Source organism: Kluyvera sp. NPDC087067 (assembly GCF_044745165.1).
GTDB lineage: Bacteria > Pseudomonadota > Gammaproteobacteria > Enterobacterales > Enterobacteriaceae > Kluyvera.
The window spans coordinates 25,537-44,131 of sequence record NZ_JBIUZS010000005.1 but is presented as its reverse complement, the minus strand read 5'-3'; the positions used below and the strand labels follow the sequence as shown (position 1 = coordinate 44,131).

Genomic DNA, 18,595 nt, shown 5'->3' with positions numbered 1-18,595 from the left:
CCCGCCTCCGCCGGGGTGAGTCGGGTAGCCGGGCTCATAGACCTCGATCTCCCGGCGCCCGGGGGGGGGGGGGGGGGGGGGGCCCCCCCCGCCCCGGCCCCCCCCCCCCCCCCCCCCGCCGCCGGGAATACACCCAACATTTCATCCGCTCTAATCTGTCATTTTTACGTTACAAATCCATCAAAATAAACGTTTCAATTCCATAAAAATGGGGTATGTTTTAGCAGAGTATGCTGAAAAAGCACCCGTATACTCCCTCGATACTAATATCTTATACTCATCGTAAGAGTGATATAAGAATAATGTGCTAAATAACAACATCACAACAAATGCAATAACCATAACAATGGGGAACCTCAGGATGAATATGAAGGGCAAAGCGTTACTGGCAGGATGTATTGCACTGGCATTCAGCAATATGGCATTCGCAGAAAATATTAAAATTGCTGTCGTGGGGGCAATGTCTGGCCCGGTTGCGCAGTATGGCGATCAGGAATTTAGCGGTGCGGAACAAGCGGTATCTGATATTAATGCCAAGGGTGGCATCAAGGGCAATAAGCTGGAAATCGTCAAATATGATGATGCCTGCGACCCGAAACAAGCGGTGGCCGTGGCAAACAAAGTGGTGAACGACGGTATCAAGTACGTTATCGGCCACCTGTGCTCCTCATCTACTCAGCCTGCGTCTGATATCTATGAAGACGAAGGTATTTTGATGATCACGCCAGCAGCGACCGCACCGGAGCTGACCGCGCGTGGTTATAAACTGATCCTGCGCACCACCGGCCTGGACTCCGACCAGGGGCCAACGGCGGCAAAATACATCATCGATAAAGTGAAGCCGCAGCGCATCGCTATCGTGCATGATAAGCAGCAGTACGGTGAAGGTCTGGCGCGTTCTGTGCAGGACGGTCTGAAGAAGGGCGGCGCTAACGTGGTCTTCTTCGACGGCATCACCGCCGGTGAAAAAGATTTCTCCACGCTGGTGGCGCGTCTGAAGAAAGAAAATATCGATTTCGTCTACTTTGGCGGTTATCACCCGGAAATGGGGCAGATCCTGCGTCAGGCGCGTGCAGCGGGTCTGAAAACCCAGTTTATGGGGCCAGAAGGGGTAGCGAACGTGTCGCTGTCTAATATTGCGGGCGACTCAGCCGAAGGCCTGCTGGTGACTAAGCCGAAGAACTATGATCAGGTTCCGGCGAACAAACCTATCGTAGATGCGATCAAAGCGAAGAAACAGGATCCGAGCGGCGCATTCGTCTGGACAACCTACGCGGCCCTGCAATCTCTGCAAGCGGGTCTGAACCATTCAGACGATCCGGCCGAGATTGCCAAATACCTGAAAGCCAGCACCGTCGATACCGTGATGGGGCCGCTGTCATGGGATGAGAAAGGTGACCTGAAAGGCTTTGAGTTCGGTATCTTCAACTGGCATGCCAACGGCACGGCGACCGACGCGAAGTAAGAGGTTGCTGGGCAACTGAACTGCACCAACCGTAGGCCGGATAAGGCGCACGCCGCCATCCGGCAATAGCCGCTGCGCTGCCTGATGGCGCTGCGCTTATCAGGCCTACATGAGACCACTCCCGCTCGAGCGTTATCCGCCGTCGGGATCGGGCTCTACTCTTTAACCCAATCTTCACCCTGTAAAACGAACCCTAACGCTTTAGCAAATTCCGCCATTTCCAGACTCGCTTTCGTCAGAACCCAGCGGCTAATCTGCGGATTATCGCGCATCACCTCTTCCACCAGATACTGACCCACGCCACGGCGACGGGTAACTTCGCGTACGCATAAATCCTCCAGCAAACCTTGGGTATCGCTCAGCGTCACGCGCACGGCGGCCAGCAAACGCTCGTTAAAGCGGGCGGCATACAGACGATGTGTGTCATCAAGCGACTGTTCGGCAGGAACAGAAGTGGGCCAGATTTTCCCGAGGCAGATTTTGTCCTGGTCGCTAAAGGTTTCTAAACGGATGATGGTCAGTTTCATTTGCAGCGTGCTCAAATCTAAAAAGTTGCGGTCAGTGTACTCAATTTATTCTGCTGAAAGCTTTCTCTTTTTGGCGCTTCAGACAGGTGATTAATTTTTCGATACCGACGCAGGCAGTTTGAAACATTATGGATCGAAAAATACCCAGTATTTTAACCTGATAACCAGCGTTTTATTCGGCTCTTTGTGTCGTTATTTTATGCTGTAAAGTGGACTTATTTTTGTTTATCTATGGTAAAAATCAGAATATTATCTTTTCTTAATAGACTGAAAAATAGAGAATTTAGTCTGTATTTGGTCAAAAAGCTCCGCTAACCCATTAAAGATAATGGCAAAAATAGCGTTGTATAGTAAAAGTACAGAATGCTTTTTAACCATGTAATTACAAAATATATACACGCTATGACGTGTAAACACGACATCACGAATGGGGATCCCGAAGTATGAAAAGGAATACAAAAACAGTAATCGCAGGGATGATCGCGCTGGCTATGTCTCAGGCGGCGATGGCTGACGATATCAAGGTTGCGGTGGTAGGGGCGATGTCCGGCCCGGTCGCGCAGTGGGGCGACATGGAGTTCAACGGCGCGCGTCAGGCGATTAAAGACATCAACGCTAAAGGCGGTATCAAGGGTGACAAACTGGTCGGCGTAGAGTACGACGACGCCTGTGACCCAAAACAAGCGGTGGCGGTGGCGAACAAAATCGTCAACGACGGCATTAAATACGTTATCGGCCATCTGTGCTCATCCTCCACGCAGCCCGCTTCCGATATTTATGAAGACGAAGGCATTCTGATGATCTCCCCGGGCGCAACCAACCCGGAACTGACCCAGCGTGGCTATCAATACATCATGCGTACCGCTGGCCTCGACTCTTCTCAGGGGCCGACGGCAGCAAAATATATTGTCGAAAAAGTGAAGCCTCAGCGCATCGCTATCATTCATGACAAACAGCAATACGGTGAAGGTCTGGCGCGCTCCGTACAGGAAAGCCTGAAAGCGGCGAAAGCCAATGTGGTCTTCTTTGACGGCATTACCGCCGGTGAAAAAGACTTCTCTGCGCTGCTCGCCCGTCTGCAAAAAGAGAATATCGACTTTGTTTACTACGGCGGCTACTACCCGGAAATGGGCCAGATGCTGCGCCAGGCGCGCGCGGTCGGTCTGAAAACCCAGTTTATGGGGCCTGAGGGCGTGGGTAACGCTTCGCTGTCGAATATCGCGGGGGATGCGGGTGAAGGCATGCTGGTGACCATGCCAAAACGCTATGACCAGGATCCGGCAAACAGCGCTATCGTCGAGGCTCTGAAAGCGCAGAAGAAAGATCCAAGCGGCCCGTATGTGTGGATCACCTATGCTGCCGTGCAGTCTCTGGCTACCGCCATGGAACGTACCGGCAGCGACGATCCTCTGGCGCTGATTAAAGACTTAAAAGCGCATGGCGCAAAAACGGTGATTGGGCCGCTCTCCTGGGATGACAAAGGCGATCTGAAAGGATTTGAATTTGGTGTCTTCCAGTGGCATGCCGACGGCTCGTCTACGGTCGCGAAGTAACCTTCATTTTCCCCCGGCGGGCGTAGATCCGCGGGGGTAGCAAAAGGCTAATTTATGTCAGAGCAAGTTCTCTACTTTGTGCAGCAGATGTTTAACGGCGTTACGCTGGGAAGCACCTATGCACTGATCGCCATCGGTTACACCATGGTGTACGGGATTATCGGCATGATCAACTTCGCCCACGGCGAGGTGTACATGATCGGCAGTTATGTCTCCTTTATGATCATCGCCGCGCTAATGATGATGGGCATCGACACCGGCTGGCTGCTGGTAGCGGCGGGCTTCGTCGGGGCGATTGTGATTGCCAGCGCCTATGGCTGGAGTATCGAACGGGTAGCCTACCGCCCGGTGCGTAGCTCCAAACGCCTGATTGCGCTCATCTCCGCCATCGGCATGTCTATCTTCCTGCAAAACTACGTCAGCCTGACCGAAGGCTCGCGCGACGTGGCGCTGCCGAGTCTGTTTAACGGTCAGTGGATTGTCGGCAGCAGCGAGAACTTCTCCGCATCTATTACCACCATGCAGCTGGTTATCTGGATTGTGACCTTTGTTGCCATGCTGGCGCTGACGCTGTTTATCCGTTATTCGCGCATGGGGCGCGCCTGTCGTGCCTGTGCGGAAGACCTGAAAATGGCGAGCCTGCTGGGGATTAATACAGACCGCGTGATTGCCCTGACGTTCGTTATCGGCGCGGCGATGGCGGCGGTGGCGGGCGTGCTGCTGGGCCAGTTCTACGGCGTGATTAACCCGTACATCGGCTTTATGGCCGGGATGAAGGCCTTTACCGCCGCGGTGCTTGGCGGCATCGGTAGCATTCCTGGGGCGATGATTGGCGGGCTGATCCTCGGCATCGCAGAAGCGCTGTCGTCGGCGTATTTGAGTACGGAATACAAAGACGTGGTGTCGTTTGCGCTGCTGATCGTGGTGCTGCTGGTGATGCCGACCGGCATCCTGGGTCGCCCGGAGGTAGAGAAAGTATGAAACCGATGCAATTTGCGATGGCGCTGCTGTCGGCGGCGATGTTCTTTGTGCTGGCGGGCGTCTTTATGGGCGTTCAGCTGCAGCTCGACGGCACCAAACTGGTGGTGGGCAGCGCGGCGGATATCCGCTGGCAGTGGATCTTTATCGGCACGGCGGTGGTGTTCTTATTTCAGATGCTGCGCCCGCTGTTCCATAAAGGGTTCAGAAGCGTTTCCGGGCCGAAGTTTATTCTGCCCGCGATTGACGGCTCAACCGTAAAGCAAAAGCTGTTCCTGATCGCGCTGCTGGTGATTGCCGTGGCGTGGCCGTTTATGGTGTCGCGCGGCACGGTGGATATCGCCACCCTGACCATGATTTACATCATCCTTGGTCTGGGCTTAAACGTGGTGGTGGGGCTGTCAGGTCTGCTGGTGCTGGGCTACGGCGGCTTCTATGCCATTGGCGCTTACACCTTTGCTTTGTTGAATCACTATTATGGGCTGGGCTTCTGGACCTGCCTGCCGCTGGCGGGGCTGGTCTCGGCCGCAGCGGGCTTCCTGCTCGGCTTTCCGGTACTGCGCCTGCGCGGTGACTATCTGGCGATTGTGACCTTAGGATTTGGTGAGATCGTCCGGATTCTGCTGTTGAACAATACCGAAGTCACTGGCGGCCCGAACGGTATCAGCCAGATCCCGAAACCGACCTTCTTTGGCCTGGAATTTAGCCGCAGCGCCCGTGAAGGCGGTTGGGATACCTTCAGCAACTTCTTCGGCGTGAAGTACGACCCGTCCGACCGCGTGATTTTCCTCTACCTGGTCGCATTGCTGCTGGTGGTGTTCTCGCTGTTTGTCATTAACCGTCTGCTGCGTATGCCGCTGGGTCGGGCGTGGGAAGCGCTGCGTGAAGATGAAATCGCCTGTCGCTCGCTGGGTCTCAGCCCGACGCGCATCAAGTTGACCGCCTTTACCATCAGTGCCGCGTTTGCCGGTTTTGCCGGGACGCTGTTTGCCGCGCGTCAGGGCTTTGTCAGCCCGGAATCCTTTACCTTTGCCGAGTCGGCCTTCGTGCTGGCGATTGTGGTACTGGGCGGCATGGGCTCGCAGTTTGCGGTGATCCTCGCGGCTATCCTGCTGGTGGTCTCGCGCGAGCTGATGCGTGACTTCAATGAATACAGCATGTTGATGCTCGGTGGTTTGATGGTGCTGATGATGATCTGGCGTCCACAGGGGCTTCTGCCGATGACCCGTCCACAGTTGAAACTGAAAAGCGGGAAAGCGAAAGAAGGAGAGCAGGCATGAGTCAGCCATTATTATCCGTTAACGGCCTGATGATGCGTTTTGGCGGCCTGCTGGCGGTCAACAACGTGGCGCTGGAGCTGCACCCTCAGGAGATTGTCTCGCTTATAGGCCCGAACGGCGCCGGTAAAACCACGGTCTTTAACTGCCTGACCGGTTTCTATAAACCGACCGGTGGCACCATTATGCTGCGCGACCAGCACCTTGAAGGGCTGCCGGGCCAGCAAATTGCCCGTATGGGCATGGTGCGAACCTTCCAGCACGTGCGTCTGTTCCGTGAAATGACGGTGATTGAAAATCTGCTGGTGGCGCAACATCAGCAACTGAAAACCGGGGTTTTCTCCGGCCTGCTGAAAACGCCAGCTTTCCGCCGTGCGCAGAGCGAAGCGCTCGATCGCGCCGCCACCTGGCTTGAGCGTATTGGCCTGCTGGAACACGCTAACCGTCAGGCCAGTAACCTGGCCTATGGCGACCAGCGTCGGCTGGAAATCGCTCGCTGCATGGTCACGCAGCCGGAAATTCTGATGCTGGACGAACCGGCGGCGGGTCTTAACCCGAAAGAGACCAAAGAGCTGGACGAGCTGATTGCCGAGCTGCGCAACCATCACAACACCACTATCTTGCTGATTGAGCACGATATGAAGCTGGTGATGGGCATTTCCGATCGCATCTACGTGGTGAACCAGGGGACCCCGCTGGCCAACGGTACGCCGGAAGAAATCCGGAACAACCCGGACGTGATCCGCGCCTATTTAGGTGAAGCATAATGGGGGCGACGCATAAAATGGATAAAGTGATGTTATCGTTCGATAAAGTTAGCGCCCACTACGGTAAGATTCAGGCGCTGCATGATGTCAGTCTGCACATAAATCAGGGTGAGATTGTGACCCTCATCGGTGCTAACGGCGCGGGTAAAACGACGCTGTTGGGCACGTTGTGCGGCGACCCGCGCGCCACCAGCGGGCGGATTGTCTTTGATGATAAAGATATTACCGACTGGCAGACGGCGAAAATCATGCGTGAGGCGGTGGCGATTGTCCCGGAAGGCCGCCGCGTTTTCTCCCGCATGACCGTGGAAGAGAACCTGGCAATGGGCGGCTTTTTTGCCGAACGTGACCAGTTTCAGGAACGTATCAAGTGGGTGTACGACCTGTTCCCACGCTTGCATGAACGACGAGTTCAACGTGCGGGCACCATGTCCGGCGGCGAACAGCAGATGCTGGCGATTGGTCGCGCATTGATGAGCCAGCCGCGTCTGCTGCTGCTTGATGAACCTTCTTTGGGGCTGGCGCCAATCATCATCCAGCAGATATTCGATACCATCGAACAACTGCGTGAACAGGGCATGACCATCTTCCTCGTCGAGCAGAACGCTAACCAGGCGCTTAAGCTGGCTGACCGTGGCTACGTGCTGGAAAACGGTCATGTCGTGCTTGAGGACACCGGTGATGCGCTACTGGCAAACGAAGCGGTGAGAAGCGCGTACCTCGGCGGTTAATTTTACCCCCGGCAGCCTTGCGCTGCCGGGGGAGTCTGGATACAGACTTGTCCCACAACATCAGGAGGTTTAAATACTCGTCAGGGATTTTTTTATTACAGGGAAAGGTAATGCATTTTGCTCTTGTGGCAGTGTTTCAACTGCTTTGTTGTGTCCATGCTTATCGTTCAGGACAAGATCGATACTGGATTTTCATCATCCTGTGCTTCCCGGGTCTGGGATGCATTATCTATTTCTTCATGGTTATGTTGCCGACAACAAGCGCGGAGCGCCACGGCCGCACATTGATGATGCGCTTGGTAGATAAAATCAATCCAGAGCGTCATTTGCGCAAGCTGACCGAAGAACTGGCTATCGCCCAAACCAATCAAAACCACTACTTATTGGCAAATGAACTGGCGCGTCTTGGGCGCTATCATGAGGCAATTCCTCATTATCGGCTGGCATTAAGCGGGATTTTCATGCATGAAGCGCCGATGATGCTCAATCTTGCGCAGGCGGAGTTTGCCACGCAGGAGTTTGCCGCTTGCCAGCAAACTCTTGAAGATATCATCCGCTATAATCCTGATTTTCAGTCCTCAGAAGGCCATCTTCTTTTTGCCCGTACGCTCGGCGCGCAGGAAAAATACGATGAGGCCGAAAAAGAGTTTGCGGTGTTGATTGACTACTTTCCCGGCCCCGAAGCCCGTATTCGCTATGCCGAGATGCTGCTGAATGCACAACGCTTACGTGAAGCTAACGAACAATATGTGGCGATAATTAACATCGCTAAGCGCTCCCGGCCGCAATACCGTAAGTTTCATCGCCAGTGGATCCAGATGGCAAACGAAAAGCTAAAGCAGAGCACCGTTCGTTGAGCTTGCTATAGAATCATGCCGGATGGCGATGCTGGCGCATCTTATCCGGCCTACCGTCTTCCGTAGGCTGGATAAGGCGTAACGCCACCATCTGGCGACTCATATCCACTCTATACGTGCCACAGCTCCCACTTTCCCTTCTTCGAACCGTCACCGCCTTGCCATACCATTGTCGCCTTACTATCTTTTTTTTGTAATAAAAAAGTTATTTTTCTGTCATTCGAGCATGTCATGTTACCCCCGCGAACATAAAACGCGTGATATCGCGCATCCCGGCACAAAAAGAGAGATAACCGATGATATCGTTACGACATACAGCTTTAGGGTTGGCAATGAGCCTCGCCTTTGCAAGCCAGGCAATGGCAGTGACCACCATTCCATTCTGGCATTCAATGGAAGGTGAGCTGGGGAAAGAGGTTGACTCTCTGGCGCAGCGTTTTAACGCCGCCAACCCGGACTATAAAATTACCCCGGTATACAAAGGCAACTACGAGCAGAACCTGAGCGCGGGTATTGCCGCTTTCCGTACCGGCAATGCACCGGCAATCTTGCAGGTGTATGAAGTGGGCACCGCCACCATGATGGCGTCCAAAGCGATTAAGCCGGTGTATCAGGTGTTTGAGGATGCCGGGATCAAGTTCGATGAATCTCAGTTTGTGCCGACCGTCTCCGGTTACTACACCGATGCGAAAACCGGTCACCTGCTCTCCCAACCGTTTAACAGTTCCACGCCGGTGCTCTATTACAACAAAGACGCCTTCAAAAAAGCCGGCTTAGACCCGAACCAGCCGCCGAAAACCTGGCAGGATCTGGCCGACTACACCGCTAAGCTGAAAGCGGCGGGTATGAAATGCGGCTACGCTAGCGGCTGGCAGGGCTGGATCCAGATTGAAAACTTCAGCGCCTGGCACGGCCTGCCGGTCGCGACCAAAAATAACGGCTTCGACGGTACTGATGCGGTGCTGGAGTTCAACAAGCCGGAGCAGGTTAAGCACATTGCGCTGCTGGAAGCGTTGAACAAGAAGGGCGACTTTAGCTACTACGGGCGCAAAGACGAATCCACCGAGAAGTTCTACAGCGGTGAATGCGCGATCACTACCGCTTCTTCTGGGTCGCTGGCGGCTATCCGCGAGTACGCCAAATTCAACTACGGCGTGGGCATGATGCCTTACGACGCCGATGTGAAAGGCGCGCCGCAGAACGCCATCATCGGCGGGGCAAGCCTGTGGGTGATGCAGGGTAAAGACAAAGAAACCTACACCGGCGTGGCGAAATTCCTCGAGTTCCTGGCGAAGCCGGAAATTGCCGCCGAATGGCATCAGAAAACCGGCTACCTGCCGATTACCACCGCCGCCTATGACCTGACTCGTCAGCAGGGCTTCTATGACAAAAATCCGGGTGCCGACATCGCGACCCGTCAGATGCTGAACAAACCACCGTTGCCGTTCACCAAAGGGCTGCGTCTGGGCAATATGCCGCAGATCCGCACTATCGTGGATGAGGAGCTGGAAAGCGTGTGGACCGGGAAGAAAACGCCTCAGCAGGCGCTGGATTCTGCGGTTGAGCGCGGAAATCAGCTGCTGCGTCGTTTTGAGAAGTCGACTAAGTCTTAATGTGAAATGCCGGGTGGCGGCTGCGCCTTACCCGGCCTACGCGAAATAAACCCCTCACCCTAGCCCTCTCCCCATAGGGGAGAGGGGATTGTCTGGCGCTGTCTGCGAGAGAGTGCACAGGCTGTCTTTCCTCCCTCGCCCCTTTGGGGAGAGGGCCGGGGTGAGGGGAAACCAACGCAGAGTTTAACTATGTCCTCATCCCGTCCGGTGTTTAAATCCCGCTGGCTGCCCTACGCGTTAGTCGCGCCACAGCTGGTCATCACCGTTATTTTCTTTATCTGGCCCGCGGGCGAAGCGCTGTGGTACTCGTTGCAAAGCGTCGATCCCTTTGGCCTTTCCAGCGAATTCGTTGGTCTGGATAACTTCATCACCCTGTTCCATGACGGCTACTACCTCGACTCGTTCTGGACGACCATTAAGTTCAGCACGATGGTGACGGTTAGCGGCCTGCTGGTCTCGCTCTTCTTCGCCGCCCTGGTGGATTACGTGGTGCGCGGCAGCCGTTTGTATCAAACGCTGATGCTGCTGCCTTACGCGGTTGCACCGGCGGTGGCCGCCGTGCTGTGGATCTTCCTGTTTAACCCCGGACGCGGGCTGATTACCCATTTCCTCGGCGAGTTTGGCTATGACTGGAACCACGCGCAGAACAGCGGCCAGGCGATGTTTCTCGTGGTCTTTGCCTCGGTGTGGAAGCAAATAAGCTACAACTTCCTGTTCTTCTTCGCTGCGCTACAGTCCATTCCCCGTTCTCTGGTGGAAGCCGCTGCCATTGACGGTGCAGGCCCCATTCGCCGCTTCTTTAAGCTAGCCCTGCCGCTGATTGCGCCGGTGAGCTTCTTCCTGCTGGTGGTGAATCTGGTCTATGCCTTCTTCGACACCTTCCCGGTGATTGATGCCGCCACCGCCGGTGGGCCGGTGCAGGCCACCACCACGCTTATCTACAAGATTTACCGCGAAGGATTTGCTGGCCTTGATCTCTCGGCCTCTGCCGCGCAGTCGGTGGTGCTGATGTTCCTCGTCATCATCCTGACCGTGGTGCAGTTCCGCTACGTGGAAAGAAAGGTGCGCTACCAATGATTGAGAACCGTCGCGGGCTGACGATATTCAGCCACACCATGCTTATCCTCGGCATTATCGTGATTTTGTTTCCGCTATATGTGGCTTTTACGGCGGCGACGCTGGACAACAAAGCGGTATTCGAAACGCCAATGACGCTTATCCCCGGCAGCCATCTGCTTGAGAACATCAAGGCTATTTGGGTCAACGGCGTCGGCGTCAACAGCGCCCCATTCTGGCTGATGATGCTCAACAGCTTCATCATGGCATTTGCCATTACGGTGGGCAAAATCACGGTGTCGATGCTTTCTGCTTTCGCCATTGTCTGGTTTCGCTTCCCGCTGCGTAACCTGTTCTTCTGGATGATTTTTATCACTCTGATGCTGCCGGTTGAGGTACGTATTTTCCCGACGGTGGAGGTCATCGCCAATCTGAAAATGCTCGATAGCTACGCGGGTTTAACTCTGCCGCTGATGGCTTCCGCCACCGCGACGTTCTTGTTCCGCCAGTTCTTTATGACCTTGCCGGACGAGCTGATTGAAGCGGCGCGCATTGACGGCGCGTCACCGATGCGCTTTTTCCGCGACATCGTGCTGCCGCTGTCAAAAACCAATCTGGCGGCGCTATTTGTTATCACCTTTATCTACGGCTGGAACCAGTATCTGTGGCCGCTGCTGATTGTCACCGACGTTAATCTCGGCACCGCCGTGGCGGGTATCAAAGGGATGATCGCTACCGGTGAAGGCACCACGCAATGGAATCAGGTTATGGCAGCAATGCTGCTGACGTTAATCCCTCCGGTTGTCATCGTTTTAGCCATGCAGCGCGCGTTTGTGCGTGGCCTGGTCGATAGTGAGAAATAAAAATGGCTGGTTTAAAACTACAGGCAGTAACCAAAAGCTGGGACGGCAAAACCCAGGTGATCCAACCGCTGACGCTGGACGTGGCGGACGGGGAATTTATTGTGATGGTTGGCCCATCGGGCTGTGGGAAATCGACGCTGCTGCGGATGGTGGCGGGGCTTGAGCGGGTGACCAGCGGTGATATCTGGATTGACCGCAAGCGTGTAACCGATATGGAGCCGAAAGATCGCGGGATTGCGATGGTGTTCCAGAACTATGCGCTGTATCCGCATATGAGCGTGGAAGAGAACATGGCCTGGGGCCTGAAAATTCGCGGCATGGGCAAAGCGCACATCGCTGAGAAGGTGCAGGAAGCCGCGCGTATTCTGGAACTGGACGGGCTTTTAAAACGTCGTCCGCGCGAACTCTCTGGCGGACAGCGCCAGCGTGTGGCAATGGGCCGCGCCATCGTGCGCGATCCGGCGGTATTTTTATTTGACGAACCGCTCTCCAACCTCGACGCCAAGCTGCGCGTGCAGATGCGCCTTGAACTTCAGCATCTGCATCGTCGCCTGAAAACCACCTCACTGTACGTCACCCACGATCAGGTGGAAGCGATGACGCTCGCCCAGCGGGTCATGGTGATGAACAAAGGGGTTGCCGAGCAAATTGGCACCCCGGTGGAAGTGTACGAAAAGCCCGCCAGCCGCTTTGTGGCAAGCTTCATTGGTAGCCCGGCGATGAACCTGCTGGAGGGGAAGATGGATGATTCCGGGACGCGCCTGGTGCTGGAAAACGGTATGCAGCTCCCGCTACCGGTTTCGCGCGCGCAATTTGCCGGGCAACGCATGACGCTGGGTATCCGCCCGGAACATATTGCGCTAAGCTCGCAGGCGGAAAACGGCGTGCCGATGGTCGTGGAGACGCTGGAAATTTTAGGGGCCGATAATCTGGCCCATGGACGGTTTGGCGAACAAAAAATGGTGGTGCGGCTGCCGCATCAGCTACGTCCAAATGCAGGTACCACGCTGTGGCTGCATATTCCAGATGACCATCTGCATCTCTTTGAAGGTGAAACAGGATTACGTGTATGAGTAACTGGCCTTATCCCCATATCGTCGCTCACCGTGGCGGCGGTAAGCTGGCACCGGAAAACACCCTGGCGGCGATTGATGTTGGCGCGCACTACGGCCATTTGATGATCGAGTTTGACGCTAAGCTGTCGAAAGACGGTGAGATTTTCTTACTGCATGATGACAACCTCGAACGCACCAGCAACGGCTGGGGCGTCGCGGGCAACCTGAACTGGCAGGACCTGCTACGTGTAGATGCCGGTAGCTGGTTTAGCAGTAGTTTTAAGGGGGAGCCGCTACCGCTGCTCTCGCAGGTGGCGGAGCGTTGTCGCCAACATGGCATGATGGCCAATATTGAGATTAAACCATCCACCGGCACCGGACTGCTAACGGGGAAGGTGGTTGCGTTGGCAGCGCGTGAATTGTGGGCTGATATGACGCCGCCGCTGCTGTCCTCGTTTGAGATTGATGCGTTGGAAGCGGCACAGCTTGCCGCGCCGGAACTGCCGCGCGGTCTGCTGCTCGACGAGTGGCGCGACGACTGGCGTGAACTCACCACGCGCCTGGGCTGCGTCTCTATCCATCTCAATCATCGTTTACTGGATGAAGAAAGGGTCGATGCGCTGCGCGCGGCGGGGCTGAAGATTCTGGTGTATACGGTGAATACTCCCCAGCGTGCGGCACAGCTGCTGCGCTGGGGAGTGAATTGCATCTGTACCGATGCGATTGACGTGATTGGCCCGAACTTCCAGCCTTAATACTGCTTCAACATGCCGCCGTTCGAACTGGGCAGCGGCTGTGGCTGTTTAGGGCTATTGAGCATTCCTGGCTGGTTTTGCTCGATGCGCTGCTGATTGTTATTCATCTGATTTTGCAGATGCTGCTGCTGTTGCTGCGTCTGCGTCTTAAGTTGCTGATTCAACATTCCTTTATTTTGCTGCTGCTGGTTTAGCATTTTCGACTGCATCCGCTGCTGGCTTGGAATCTCATAACCCGGTTGGTTCGGGTTGTTATCGATATTCAACGGTGCGGCCAGTGCGGTAAACGGCAGCAGTGCCGTCAGGATCAGTAATCGCTTCATCGTGTTTGCTCCTTTGAGGGATCGCTTAAGTTTACTCCGTTCCGGCAATAACGAGGATTATTTCAGCATTTTGAACCAGGCTTAGTGCGGGGCTTCCCCCTTCACTCTGGAGAATTATGCTAATGATAAAGCCGACATTTTTATGCCGGGTGGCGCTTGCTGCTCTGCTCGCAGGAAGCTGTTTTAGCGCGGTCTCTGCACCACCTCCACCCGTCTCCTATGGCGTGGAGGAAGACGTATTCCATCCCGTTCGCGCCCAGCAGGGGATGGTGGCATCGGTAGATGCGATGGCTACGCAGGTGGGCGTCGATATTCTGCGTCAGGGCGGCAATGCGGTAGACGCTGCGGTTGCTGTGGGATACGCGCTGGCGGTCACGCATCCTCAAGCGGGGAATCTGGGTGGCGGCGGCTTTATGATGCTGCGCACGAAAGAGGGTAAAACCGTTGCGATAGACTTCCGTGAAATGGCGCCGGAGCAGGCGACCCGCGATATGTTCCTCGACGGCGAAGGTAACCCTGATGCTAAGAAATCGCTGACTTCACATCTGGCCTCCGGCACGCCGGGTACCGTGGCGGGCTTCTCGCTGGCGCTTGAGAAATACGGCACTCTGCCGCTGAGTAAAGTGGTACAGCCCGCCATCAAACTGGCGCAGGACGGCTTTATCGTCAATAGCGCGTTGGCCGATGACCTCAAAACCTACGGCAGTGAAGTGCTGCCGAATCATGCCAATAGTAAAGCGATTTTCTGGAAAGATGGCGAGCCGCTAAAGCAAGGCGATAAGCTGGTGCAGGCTAATCTTGCGAAAAGCCTGACGTTAATTGCCCAAAACGGCCCGGATGCTTTCTACAAAGGAGCCATTGCCGAACAGATTGCCGATGAGATGCACAGCAACGGCGGGCTGCTGAGTAAAGCGGATTTAGCCAACTACAAAGCGGTTGAGCGTACGCCGATTAGCGGCGAATACCGCGGCTATAAAGTCTTCTCTATGCCGCCACCGTCCTCCGGCGGGATTCATATCGTGCAGATCCTAAACATCCTCGAAAACTTCGACCTGCATAAGTATGGTTTCGGTAGCGCCGACGCGATGCAATTAATGGCCGAAGCGGAAAAACAGGCCTATGCCGACCGTTCGGAATATCTGGGCGACCCGGATTTTGTGAAGGTCCCGTGGCAGGCGTTGACCAACAAAGCCTATGCCAAATCGATTGCTGAGCAGATTGACCTCAACAAGGCTAAACCGTCCAGTGAGATAAAACCGGGTAAACTGGCCCCGTATGAGAGCAACCAGACCACCCACTTCTCGGTGGTGGATAAAGACGGTAATGCGGTGGCGGTGACCTATACGCTCAACACGACCTTTGGCACCGGTATTGTGGCGGGTAATACCGGCATTTTGATGAATAATGAGATGGACGATTTCTCGGCCAAACCGGGCGTTCCCAACGTCTACGGGCTGGTGGGTGGGGATGCTAACGCCGTGGGGCCGAAAAAGCGTCCACTGTCGTCGATGTCGCCAACTATTGTGGTGAAAGACGGTAAAACCTGGCTGGTGACCGGCAGCCCGGGCGGTAGCCGAATTATTACCACCGTACTGCAAATGGTGGTGAACACCGTGGATTTCGGCATGAACGTAGCCGAAGCCACCAATGCGCCGCGCTTCCATCATCAGTGGCTACCGGATGAGCTACGCGTTGAGAAGGGCTTTAGCCCGGACACGCTGAAGCTGCTGGAAGGCAAGGGACAGAAAGTGGTGGTAAAAGAGGCGATGGGCAGTACGCAAAGCATTATGGTGGGCCCGGATGGTACGCTGTACGGTGCGTCGGATCCTCGTTCACCGGATGATTTAACCGCAGGATATTAAATTTCACGACGGCCCGGCTTGGGCCGTATTTATTTTCTGAATATATTAACTGTTTATATTCTTATAAATATTGGTGATGATGTGTTGTTATCATTAATGATACTTAAATTGTATTTATATTTGACCGTTGGCGGGTTATTTCCTTGAAATGTTCCTTACTCTCTATGGCAATTAAATGATCATAGGCGGGTGAGCGATGAGCGATATTATGTATTTGACGATTGAGGGTGAGGCTCAGGGGAAAATATCAAAAGACTGTAGCTCTGAGGCATCGGTCGGCAATCGTTACCAGCAGGGGCATGAAGATGAGATTTTTGTCTTTAGTCTGACGAAGGGTTTTAGCAGCACCGGGGCGGGAATTAATGCCCAGGGGATAACTTTTTGTAAAATTATCGATAAAAGTTCGCCGTTGCTGATGAATGCGATTAATAACAATGAATCATTAAATATGGTGTTTAGTATTTATCGTATTAATCGTTTTGGCCGAATGGAAAAGTATTACCTTATTGAGGTTCGAGGCGCAAGGATAAGCGCTATTGAAACTCGAGTCGATGTCGATACGTTACACTACGAATATATTACTGTGAATTATGATTATATTCACAGCCGCCATCTGATGGCCGGCACGGAGTTTGATTATCTGGTCACGCCGGAGAATTATAGCCGACTGTTTCCACCCACACCTATTTCGCCTGAGCCAAAACCCCCGGAAGAGCCGCCGGTACGTCATGTCACGCTGGTGCTGGGGATCTTTTTCGACGGCACGGGCAATAACGCGGCCAATACGGAGAATATGCTGGCTTCGTGCTCGGCACAGGGTTTTGACCTTGCGAGCCCGGATGCGGAAAGCATTCTTAAACGCAGCGCGTCAGAGTTAATGGGGCTCAGTGGGGCCGAAGCGACTAGTTACGCGGGGTATTACACGAATATTCATTGGTTGAGTGAATTGTATAGCCAGACATTTTCCACAATGGAGAGTTATCTACAACAGGCAATTTATGTTGAAGGTATCGGCACTCAGGCGGGTAAGCCCGATAGTGTGATAGGAATGGGGCTTGGCCTGGCGGAGTGTGGGGTGATTGCGAAAACAGATGATGCGGTACGACAGGTTAAGTTAGCAATACAGGCAGCCGTAGATCTTTTAAAAGGTAAATTTGTTGTCGATACTTTGCTGTTCGATCTCTTTGGTTTCAGCCGTGGCGCAGCGGCGGCGCGCCATTTTGCCAACCGCATCCAGTGTGAAGACCGTGCCATTATCAACGCGATTGCTTCGGGAATGGGTCAGCACGAGTACACCGGAACAGCCGCAGGTAAAACCCGCTTTATCGGTCTGTTTGATACCGTCGCGGCGATTGGAACACCGGCAAACGGTATGGATCCGCACAGTGCCGATACGGGGGACGTTAATCTTGCCCTTCGTCCCGGCGTGGCACAGAAGGTTTTTCATATCACTGCCCAGAATGAATGCCGCTATAACTTTGCCTTAAATAGCGTCGCTCCCGCCTGGCCGGAGTTGTCCCTGCCGGGGGCGCATTCGGATATCGGCGGAGGTTACCTACCGCAAACTCGCGAAGATCTTTTCCTCTCCCGCCCATTAGTAGAAACGTTACCCGCCGACACGCCTAGCGAGCGCTCACGCGTGTACCAGCGGACGGCTGCCGAACTGCCAGAACTGGAACGTTCTGCCGCTGTTGCTCCTATCGTTCGCACCAATACGGTTACCACGCAAACCTGGGAAGATGGCTTCGTACCCGCCGACCGCTATGGGCAAATGCAAAAACGCACTTTTGCCGCGCTGGCGCTGCGCCACCGGATTGTCAAACACGACTGGTCGATGGTGGCGCTACGGGTGATGCTGGATGCGGCTAAGGAGGCAGGAGTGCTGTTTGACGATGTTGAACGAAAAAAAGGAACCGAAATGCCAGCCTCGCTCATCCCATTCTGCGAAAAGGCAAAAGCTTTGGGTAAAGCAGCGCGTTCACGGACCTCTGCCCCTGGATTTAGCCCCGAAGAGGTTGACTCTATTGCCAGCTCTTATATCCATTGCTCGGCAAACTGGAACGCCGTGATGGAAAATCAGTCTGGAGAGATCCGGGGCGGTGCCTCTGCTTCGGAGACGATAGGGTTTGTGAATCGACCTGATAAGGACTGGAGACGAACGATATATAACATGGATGGAATAAAACAATGAGATTACCTAAAACCCTGATACTGGCGATAATCGTGACGGCAGGCTGCAATCAGCCTGCCACTCATCCAGTACAGTCGAAACAGGCCGCTAGTGGTGACTGGTCATTACCTTATGGGAAGTGGAGCTTTTCGTTTATTACCCCATGGCAGCTACCGGCTGAGGTGAGTCTTGTCAGAGTGCTTGATACCGACGGCCGGCTATATACCTTCCGTACGTTAGACCAGACATCCCGTGATCCTGACTCGGTAACATCATGGACAGAATGGCCCCACGGTGGCAGCGTAAATTTTAATAACGTAAAAATGCCTCCTCAGTACATGATTTTCTGCTGGGATTCCTTCATTGATAGAAAAACCTATGAAACCAGTGTGATGTTTTCGCCCATTATCTGGCTACGAATGAAGACTCCTGCTGCGCATGTCCGTCGGAATGGCGAGCCTATCTGGTATCGTAATATGTTGTTTGGCCTTTCTCCTGGCGGCAAAGTGAGAACCTGGTTTCCGGATATCAATGACTATCCCGCCATCGCCTTTACCCCCTACAAAATCAGCACCGTCTCAGGCGCTGACCTCACCATCTGCAAAAACGGTGCCGACAGCGATTTTCTGCGCAACTACCGCTACTCCCAGGAAATACAGGATTCAATGAAAGGAAAAACCTACCCTTATGGGGAGTGGTAAACAGCCTTCACAGGCGGAAAACCCGAGTATTCGAGTTTTCCG

At 54.2% G+C, this 18,595-nt stretch carries 16 protein-coding genes and 1 pseudogene; 15 read left to right on the top strand and 2 right to left on the bottom strand.

Annotated elements, in window-relative coordinates:
- Positions 1-361: 361 nt before the first annotated feature.
- Positions 362-1,465 carry a branched chain amino acid ABC transporter substrate-binding protein LivJ gene (gene livJ / locus ACIPDS_RS13995; protein ID WP_400736864.1) on the top strand — a complete coding sequence of 368 codons (1,104 nt, stop codon included), beginning with the start codon at positions 362-364 and terminating at the stop codon, positions 1,463-1,465.
- Between the two features lie 155 nt (positions 1,466-1,620).
- On the opposite strand, the gene panM is transcribed toward livJ, so the two are convergent.
- On the bottom strand, positions 1,621-1,992 hold the full coding sequence (gene panM, locus ACIPDS_RS13990) for an aspartate 1-decarboxylase autocleavage activator PanM (RefSeq protein ID WP_400736861.1): 372 nt from the start codon (positions 1,990-1,992) through the stop codon (positions 1,621-1,623).
- Between the two features lie 443 nt (positions 1,993-2,435).
- On the opposite strand from panM, the gene livK reads away from it, so the two are divergent.
- The 11 genes from livK (at position 2,436) to ugpQ (ending at position 13,497) form a co-directional block, all read left to right on the top strand.
- Entirely contained in the window at positions 2,436-3,545 is a 1,110-nt protein-coding gene (gene livK / locus ACIPDS_RS13985) for a high-affinity branched-chain amino acid ABC transporter substrate-binding protein LivK (protein ID WP_166515402.1), read from the top strand.
- A 54-nt stretch (positions 3,546-3,599) separates the two neighbouring features.
- Positions 3,600-4,526, top strand: a complete 927-nt coding sequence (gene livH / locus ACIPDS_RS13980; RefSeq protein WP_062775580.1) for a high-affinity branched-chain amino acid ABC transporter permease LivH — start codon at positions 3,600-3,602, stop codon at positions 4,524-4,526.
- Positions 4,523-5,803 (top strand): high-affinity branched-chain amino acid ABC transporter permease LivM, encoded by a 1,281-nt coding sequence (locus tag ACIPDS_RS13975; protein WP_400736856.1) that lies wholly within the window; start codon positions 4,523-4,525, stop codon positions 5,801-5,803. Before livH ends, ACIPDS_RS13975 begins: the two co-directional genes overlap by 4 nt.
- On the top strand, positions 5,800-6,567 hold the full coding sequence (gene livG / locus ACIPDS_RS13970; protein WP_400736853.1) for a high-affinity branched-chain amino acid ABC transporter ATP-binding protein LivG: 768 nt from the start codon (positions 5,800-5,802) through the stop codon (positions 6,565-6,567). The genes ACIPDS_RS13975 and livG overlap by 4 nt, the downstream gene beginning before the upstream one ends.
- Positions 6,568-6,584: 17 nt before the next feature.
- On the top strand, positions 6,585-7,298 hold the full coding sequence (gene livF / locus ACIPDS_RS13965) for a high-affinity branched-chain amino acid ABC transporter ATP-binding protein LivF (protein WP_400737614.1): 714 nt from the start codon (positions 6,585-6,587) through the stop codon (positions 7,296-7,298).
- Positions 7,299-7,408: 110 nt separating this feature from the next.
- A complete protein-coding gene (locus ACIPDS_RS13960; RefSeq protein WP_400737611.1) occupies positions 7,409-8,155 on the top strand; it encodes a hypothetical protein in 747 nt (248 codons plus the stop codon).
- A gap of 296 nt (positions 8,156-8,451) precedes the next feature.
- Positions 8,452-9,768, top strand: a complete 1,317-nt coding sequence (ugpB, locus tag ACIPDS_RS13955) for a sn-glycerol-3-phosphate ABC transporter substrate-binding protein UgpB (RefSeq protein ID WP_400736850.1) — start codon at positions 8,452-8,454, stop codon at positions 9,766-9,768.
- 189 nt (positions 9,769-9,957) lie between these two features.
- Positions 9,958-10,845, top strand: coding sequence for a sn-glycerol-3-phosphate ABC transporter permease UgpA (gene ugpA, locus ACIPDS_RS13950; protein WP_166515408.1), 888 nt, complete (start codon positions 9,958-9,960; stop codon positions 10,843-10,845).
- Positions 10,842-11,687: a sn-glycerol-3-phosphate ABC transporter permease UgpE gene (gene ugpE, locus ACIPDS_RS13945; RefSeq protein ID WP_166515409.1), complete on the top strand. Its 846-nt coding sequence runs from the start codon at positions 10,842-10,844 to the stop codon at positions 11,685-11,687. The genes ugpA and ugpE overlap by 4 nt, the downstream gene beginning before the upstream one ends.
- A gap of 2 nt (positions 11,688-11,689) precedes the next feature.
- Complete coding sequence (locus ACIPDS_RS13940; protein WP_400736846.1) at positions 11,690-12,760, top strand: sn-glycerol-3-phosphate import ATP-binding protein UgpC; 1,071 nt, start codon at positions 11,690-11,692, stop codon at positions 12,758-12,760.
- The gene (gene ugpQ, locus ACIPDS_RS13935; protein WP_400736843.1) at positions 12,757-13,497 is read left to right on the top strand and encodes a glycerophosphodiester phosphodiesterase; all 741 of its coding nucleotides are present in this window, start codon (positions 12,757-12,759) and stop codon (positions 13,495-13,497) included. The genes ACIPDS_RS13940 and ugpQ overlap by 4 nt, the downstream gene beginning before the upstream one ends.
- Before the next feature lie 8 nt (positions 13,498-13,505).
- On the opposite strand, the pseudogene ACIPDS_RS13930 reads toward ugpQ, so the two are convergent.
- Positions 13,506-13,820, bottom strand: a pseudogene (locus tag ACIPDS_RS13930) (DUF2756 family protein); the annotation flags it as partial.
- 122 nt (positions 13,821-13,942) lie between these two features.
- On the opposite strand from ACIPDS_RS13930, the gene ggt reads away from it, so the two are divergent.
- From ggt to ACIPDS_RS13915, 3 genes are all read left to right on the top strand, one after another.
- Positions 13,943-15,682, top strand: a complete 1,740-nt coding sequence (ggt, locus tag ACIPDS_RS13925; RefSeq protein ID WP_400737608.1) for a gamma-glutamyltransferase — start codon at positions 13,943-13,945, stop codon at positions 15,680-15,682.
- 196 nt (positions 15,683-15,878) lie between these two features.
- Positions 15,879-17,873 (top strand): type VI secretion system tube protein TssD, encoded by a 1,995-nt coding sequence (gene tssD / locus ACIPDS_RS13920; RefSeq protein WP_400736840.1) that lies wholly within the window; start codon positions 15,879-15,881, stop codon positions 17,871-17,873.
- Entirely contained in the window at positions 17,870-18,553 is a 684-nt protein-coding gene (locus ACIPDS_RS13915; protein WP_400736837.1) for a DUF2931 family protein, read from the top strand. Before tssD ends, ACIPDS_RS13915 begins: the two co-directional genes overlap by 4 nt.
- Positions 18,554-18,595: the final 42 nt, after the last annotated feature.

Bases quoted from the DNA above. Each gene is read 5' to 3' on its own strand.
- livJ (WP_400736864.1), top strand. From the start codon at position 362: ATGAATATGAAGGGCAAAGCGTTACTGGCAGGATGTATTGCACTGGCA.
- panM (WP_400736861.1), bottom strand. From the start codon at position 1,992: ATGAAACTGACCATCATCCGTTTAGAAACCTTTAGCGACCAGGACAAA.
- livK (WP_166515402.1), top strand. From the start codon at position 2,436: ATGAAAAGGAATACAAAAACAGTAATCGCAGGGATGATCGCGCTGGCT.
- livH (WP_062775580.1), top strand. From the start codon at position 3,600: ATGTCAGAGCAAGTTCTCTACTTTGTGCAGCAGATGTTTAACGGCGTT.
- ACIPDS_RS13975 (WP_400736856.1), top strand. From the start codon at position 4,523: ATGAAACCGATGCAATTTGCGATGGCGCTGCTGTCGGCGGCGATGTTC.
- livG (WP_400736853.1), top strand. From the start codon at position 5,800: ATGAGTCAGCCATTATTATCCGTTAACGGCCTGATGATGCGTTTTGGC.
- livF (WP_400737614.1), top strand. From the start codon at position 6,585: ATGGATAAAGTGATGTTATCGTTCGATAAAGTTAGCGCCCACTACGGT.
- ACIPDS_RS13960 (WP_400737611.1), top strand. From the start codon at position 7,409: ATGCATTTTGCTCTTGTGGCAGTGTTTCAACTGCTTTGTTGTGTCCAT.
- ugpB (WP_400736850.1), top strand. From the start codon at position 8,452: ATGATATCGTTACGACATACAGCTTTAGGGTTGGCAATGAGCCTCGCC.
- ugpA (WP_166515408.1), top strand. From the start codon at position 9,958: ATGTCCTCATCCCGTCCGGTGTTTAAATCCCGCTGGCTGCCCTACGCG.
- ugpE (WP_166515409.1), top strand. From the start codon at position 10,842: ATGATTGAGAACCGTCGCGGGCTGACGATATTCAGCCACACCATGCTT.
- ACIPDS_RS13940 (WP_400736846.1), top strand. From the start codon at position 11,690: ATGGCTGGTTTAAAACTACAGGCAGTAACCAAAAGCTGGGACGGCAAA.
- ugpQ (WP_400736843.1), top strand. From the start codon at position 12,757: ATGAGTAACTGGCCTTATCCCCATATCGTCGCTCACCGTGGCGGCGGT.
- ggt (WP_400737608.1), top strand. From the start codon at position 13,943: ATGATAAAGCCGACATTTTTATGCCGGGTGGCGCTTGCTGCTCTGCTC.
- tssD (WP_400736840.1), top strand. From the start codon at position 15,879: ATGAGCGATATTATGTATTTGACGATTGAGGGTGAGGCTCAGGGGAAA.
- ACIPDS_RS13915 (WP_400736837.1), top strand. From the start codon at position 17,870: ATGAGATTACCTAAAACCCTGATACTGGCGATAATCGTGACGGCAGGC.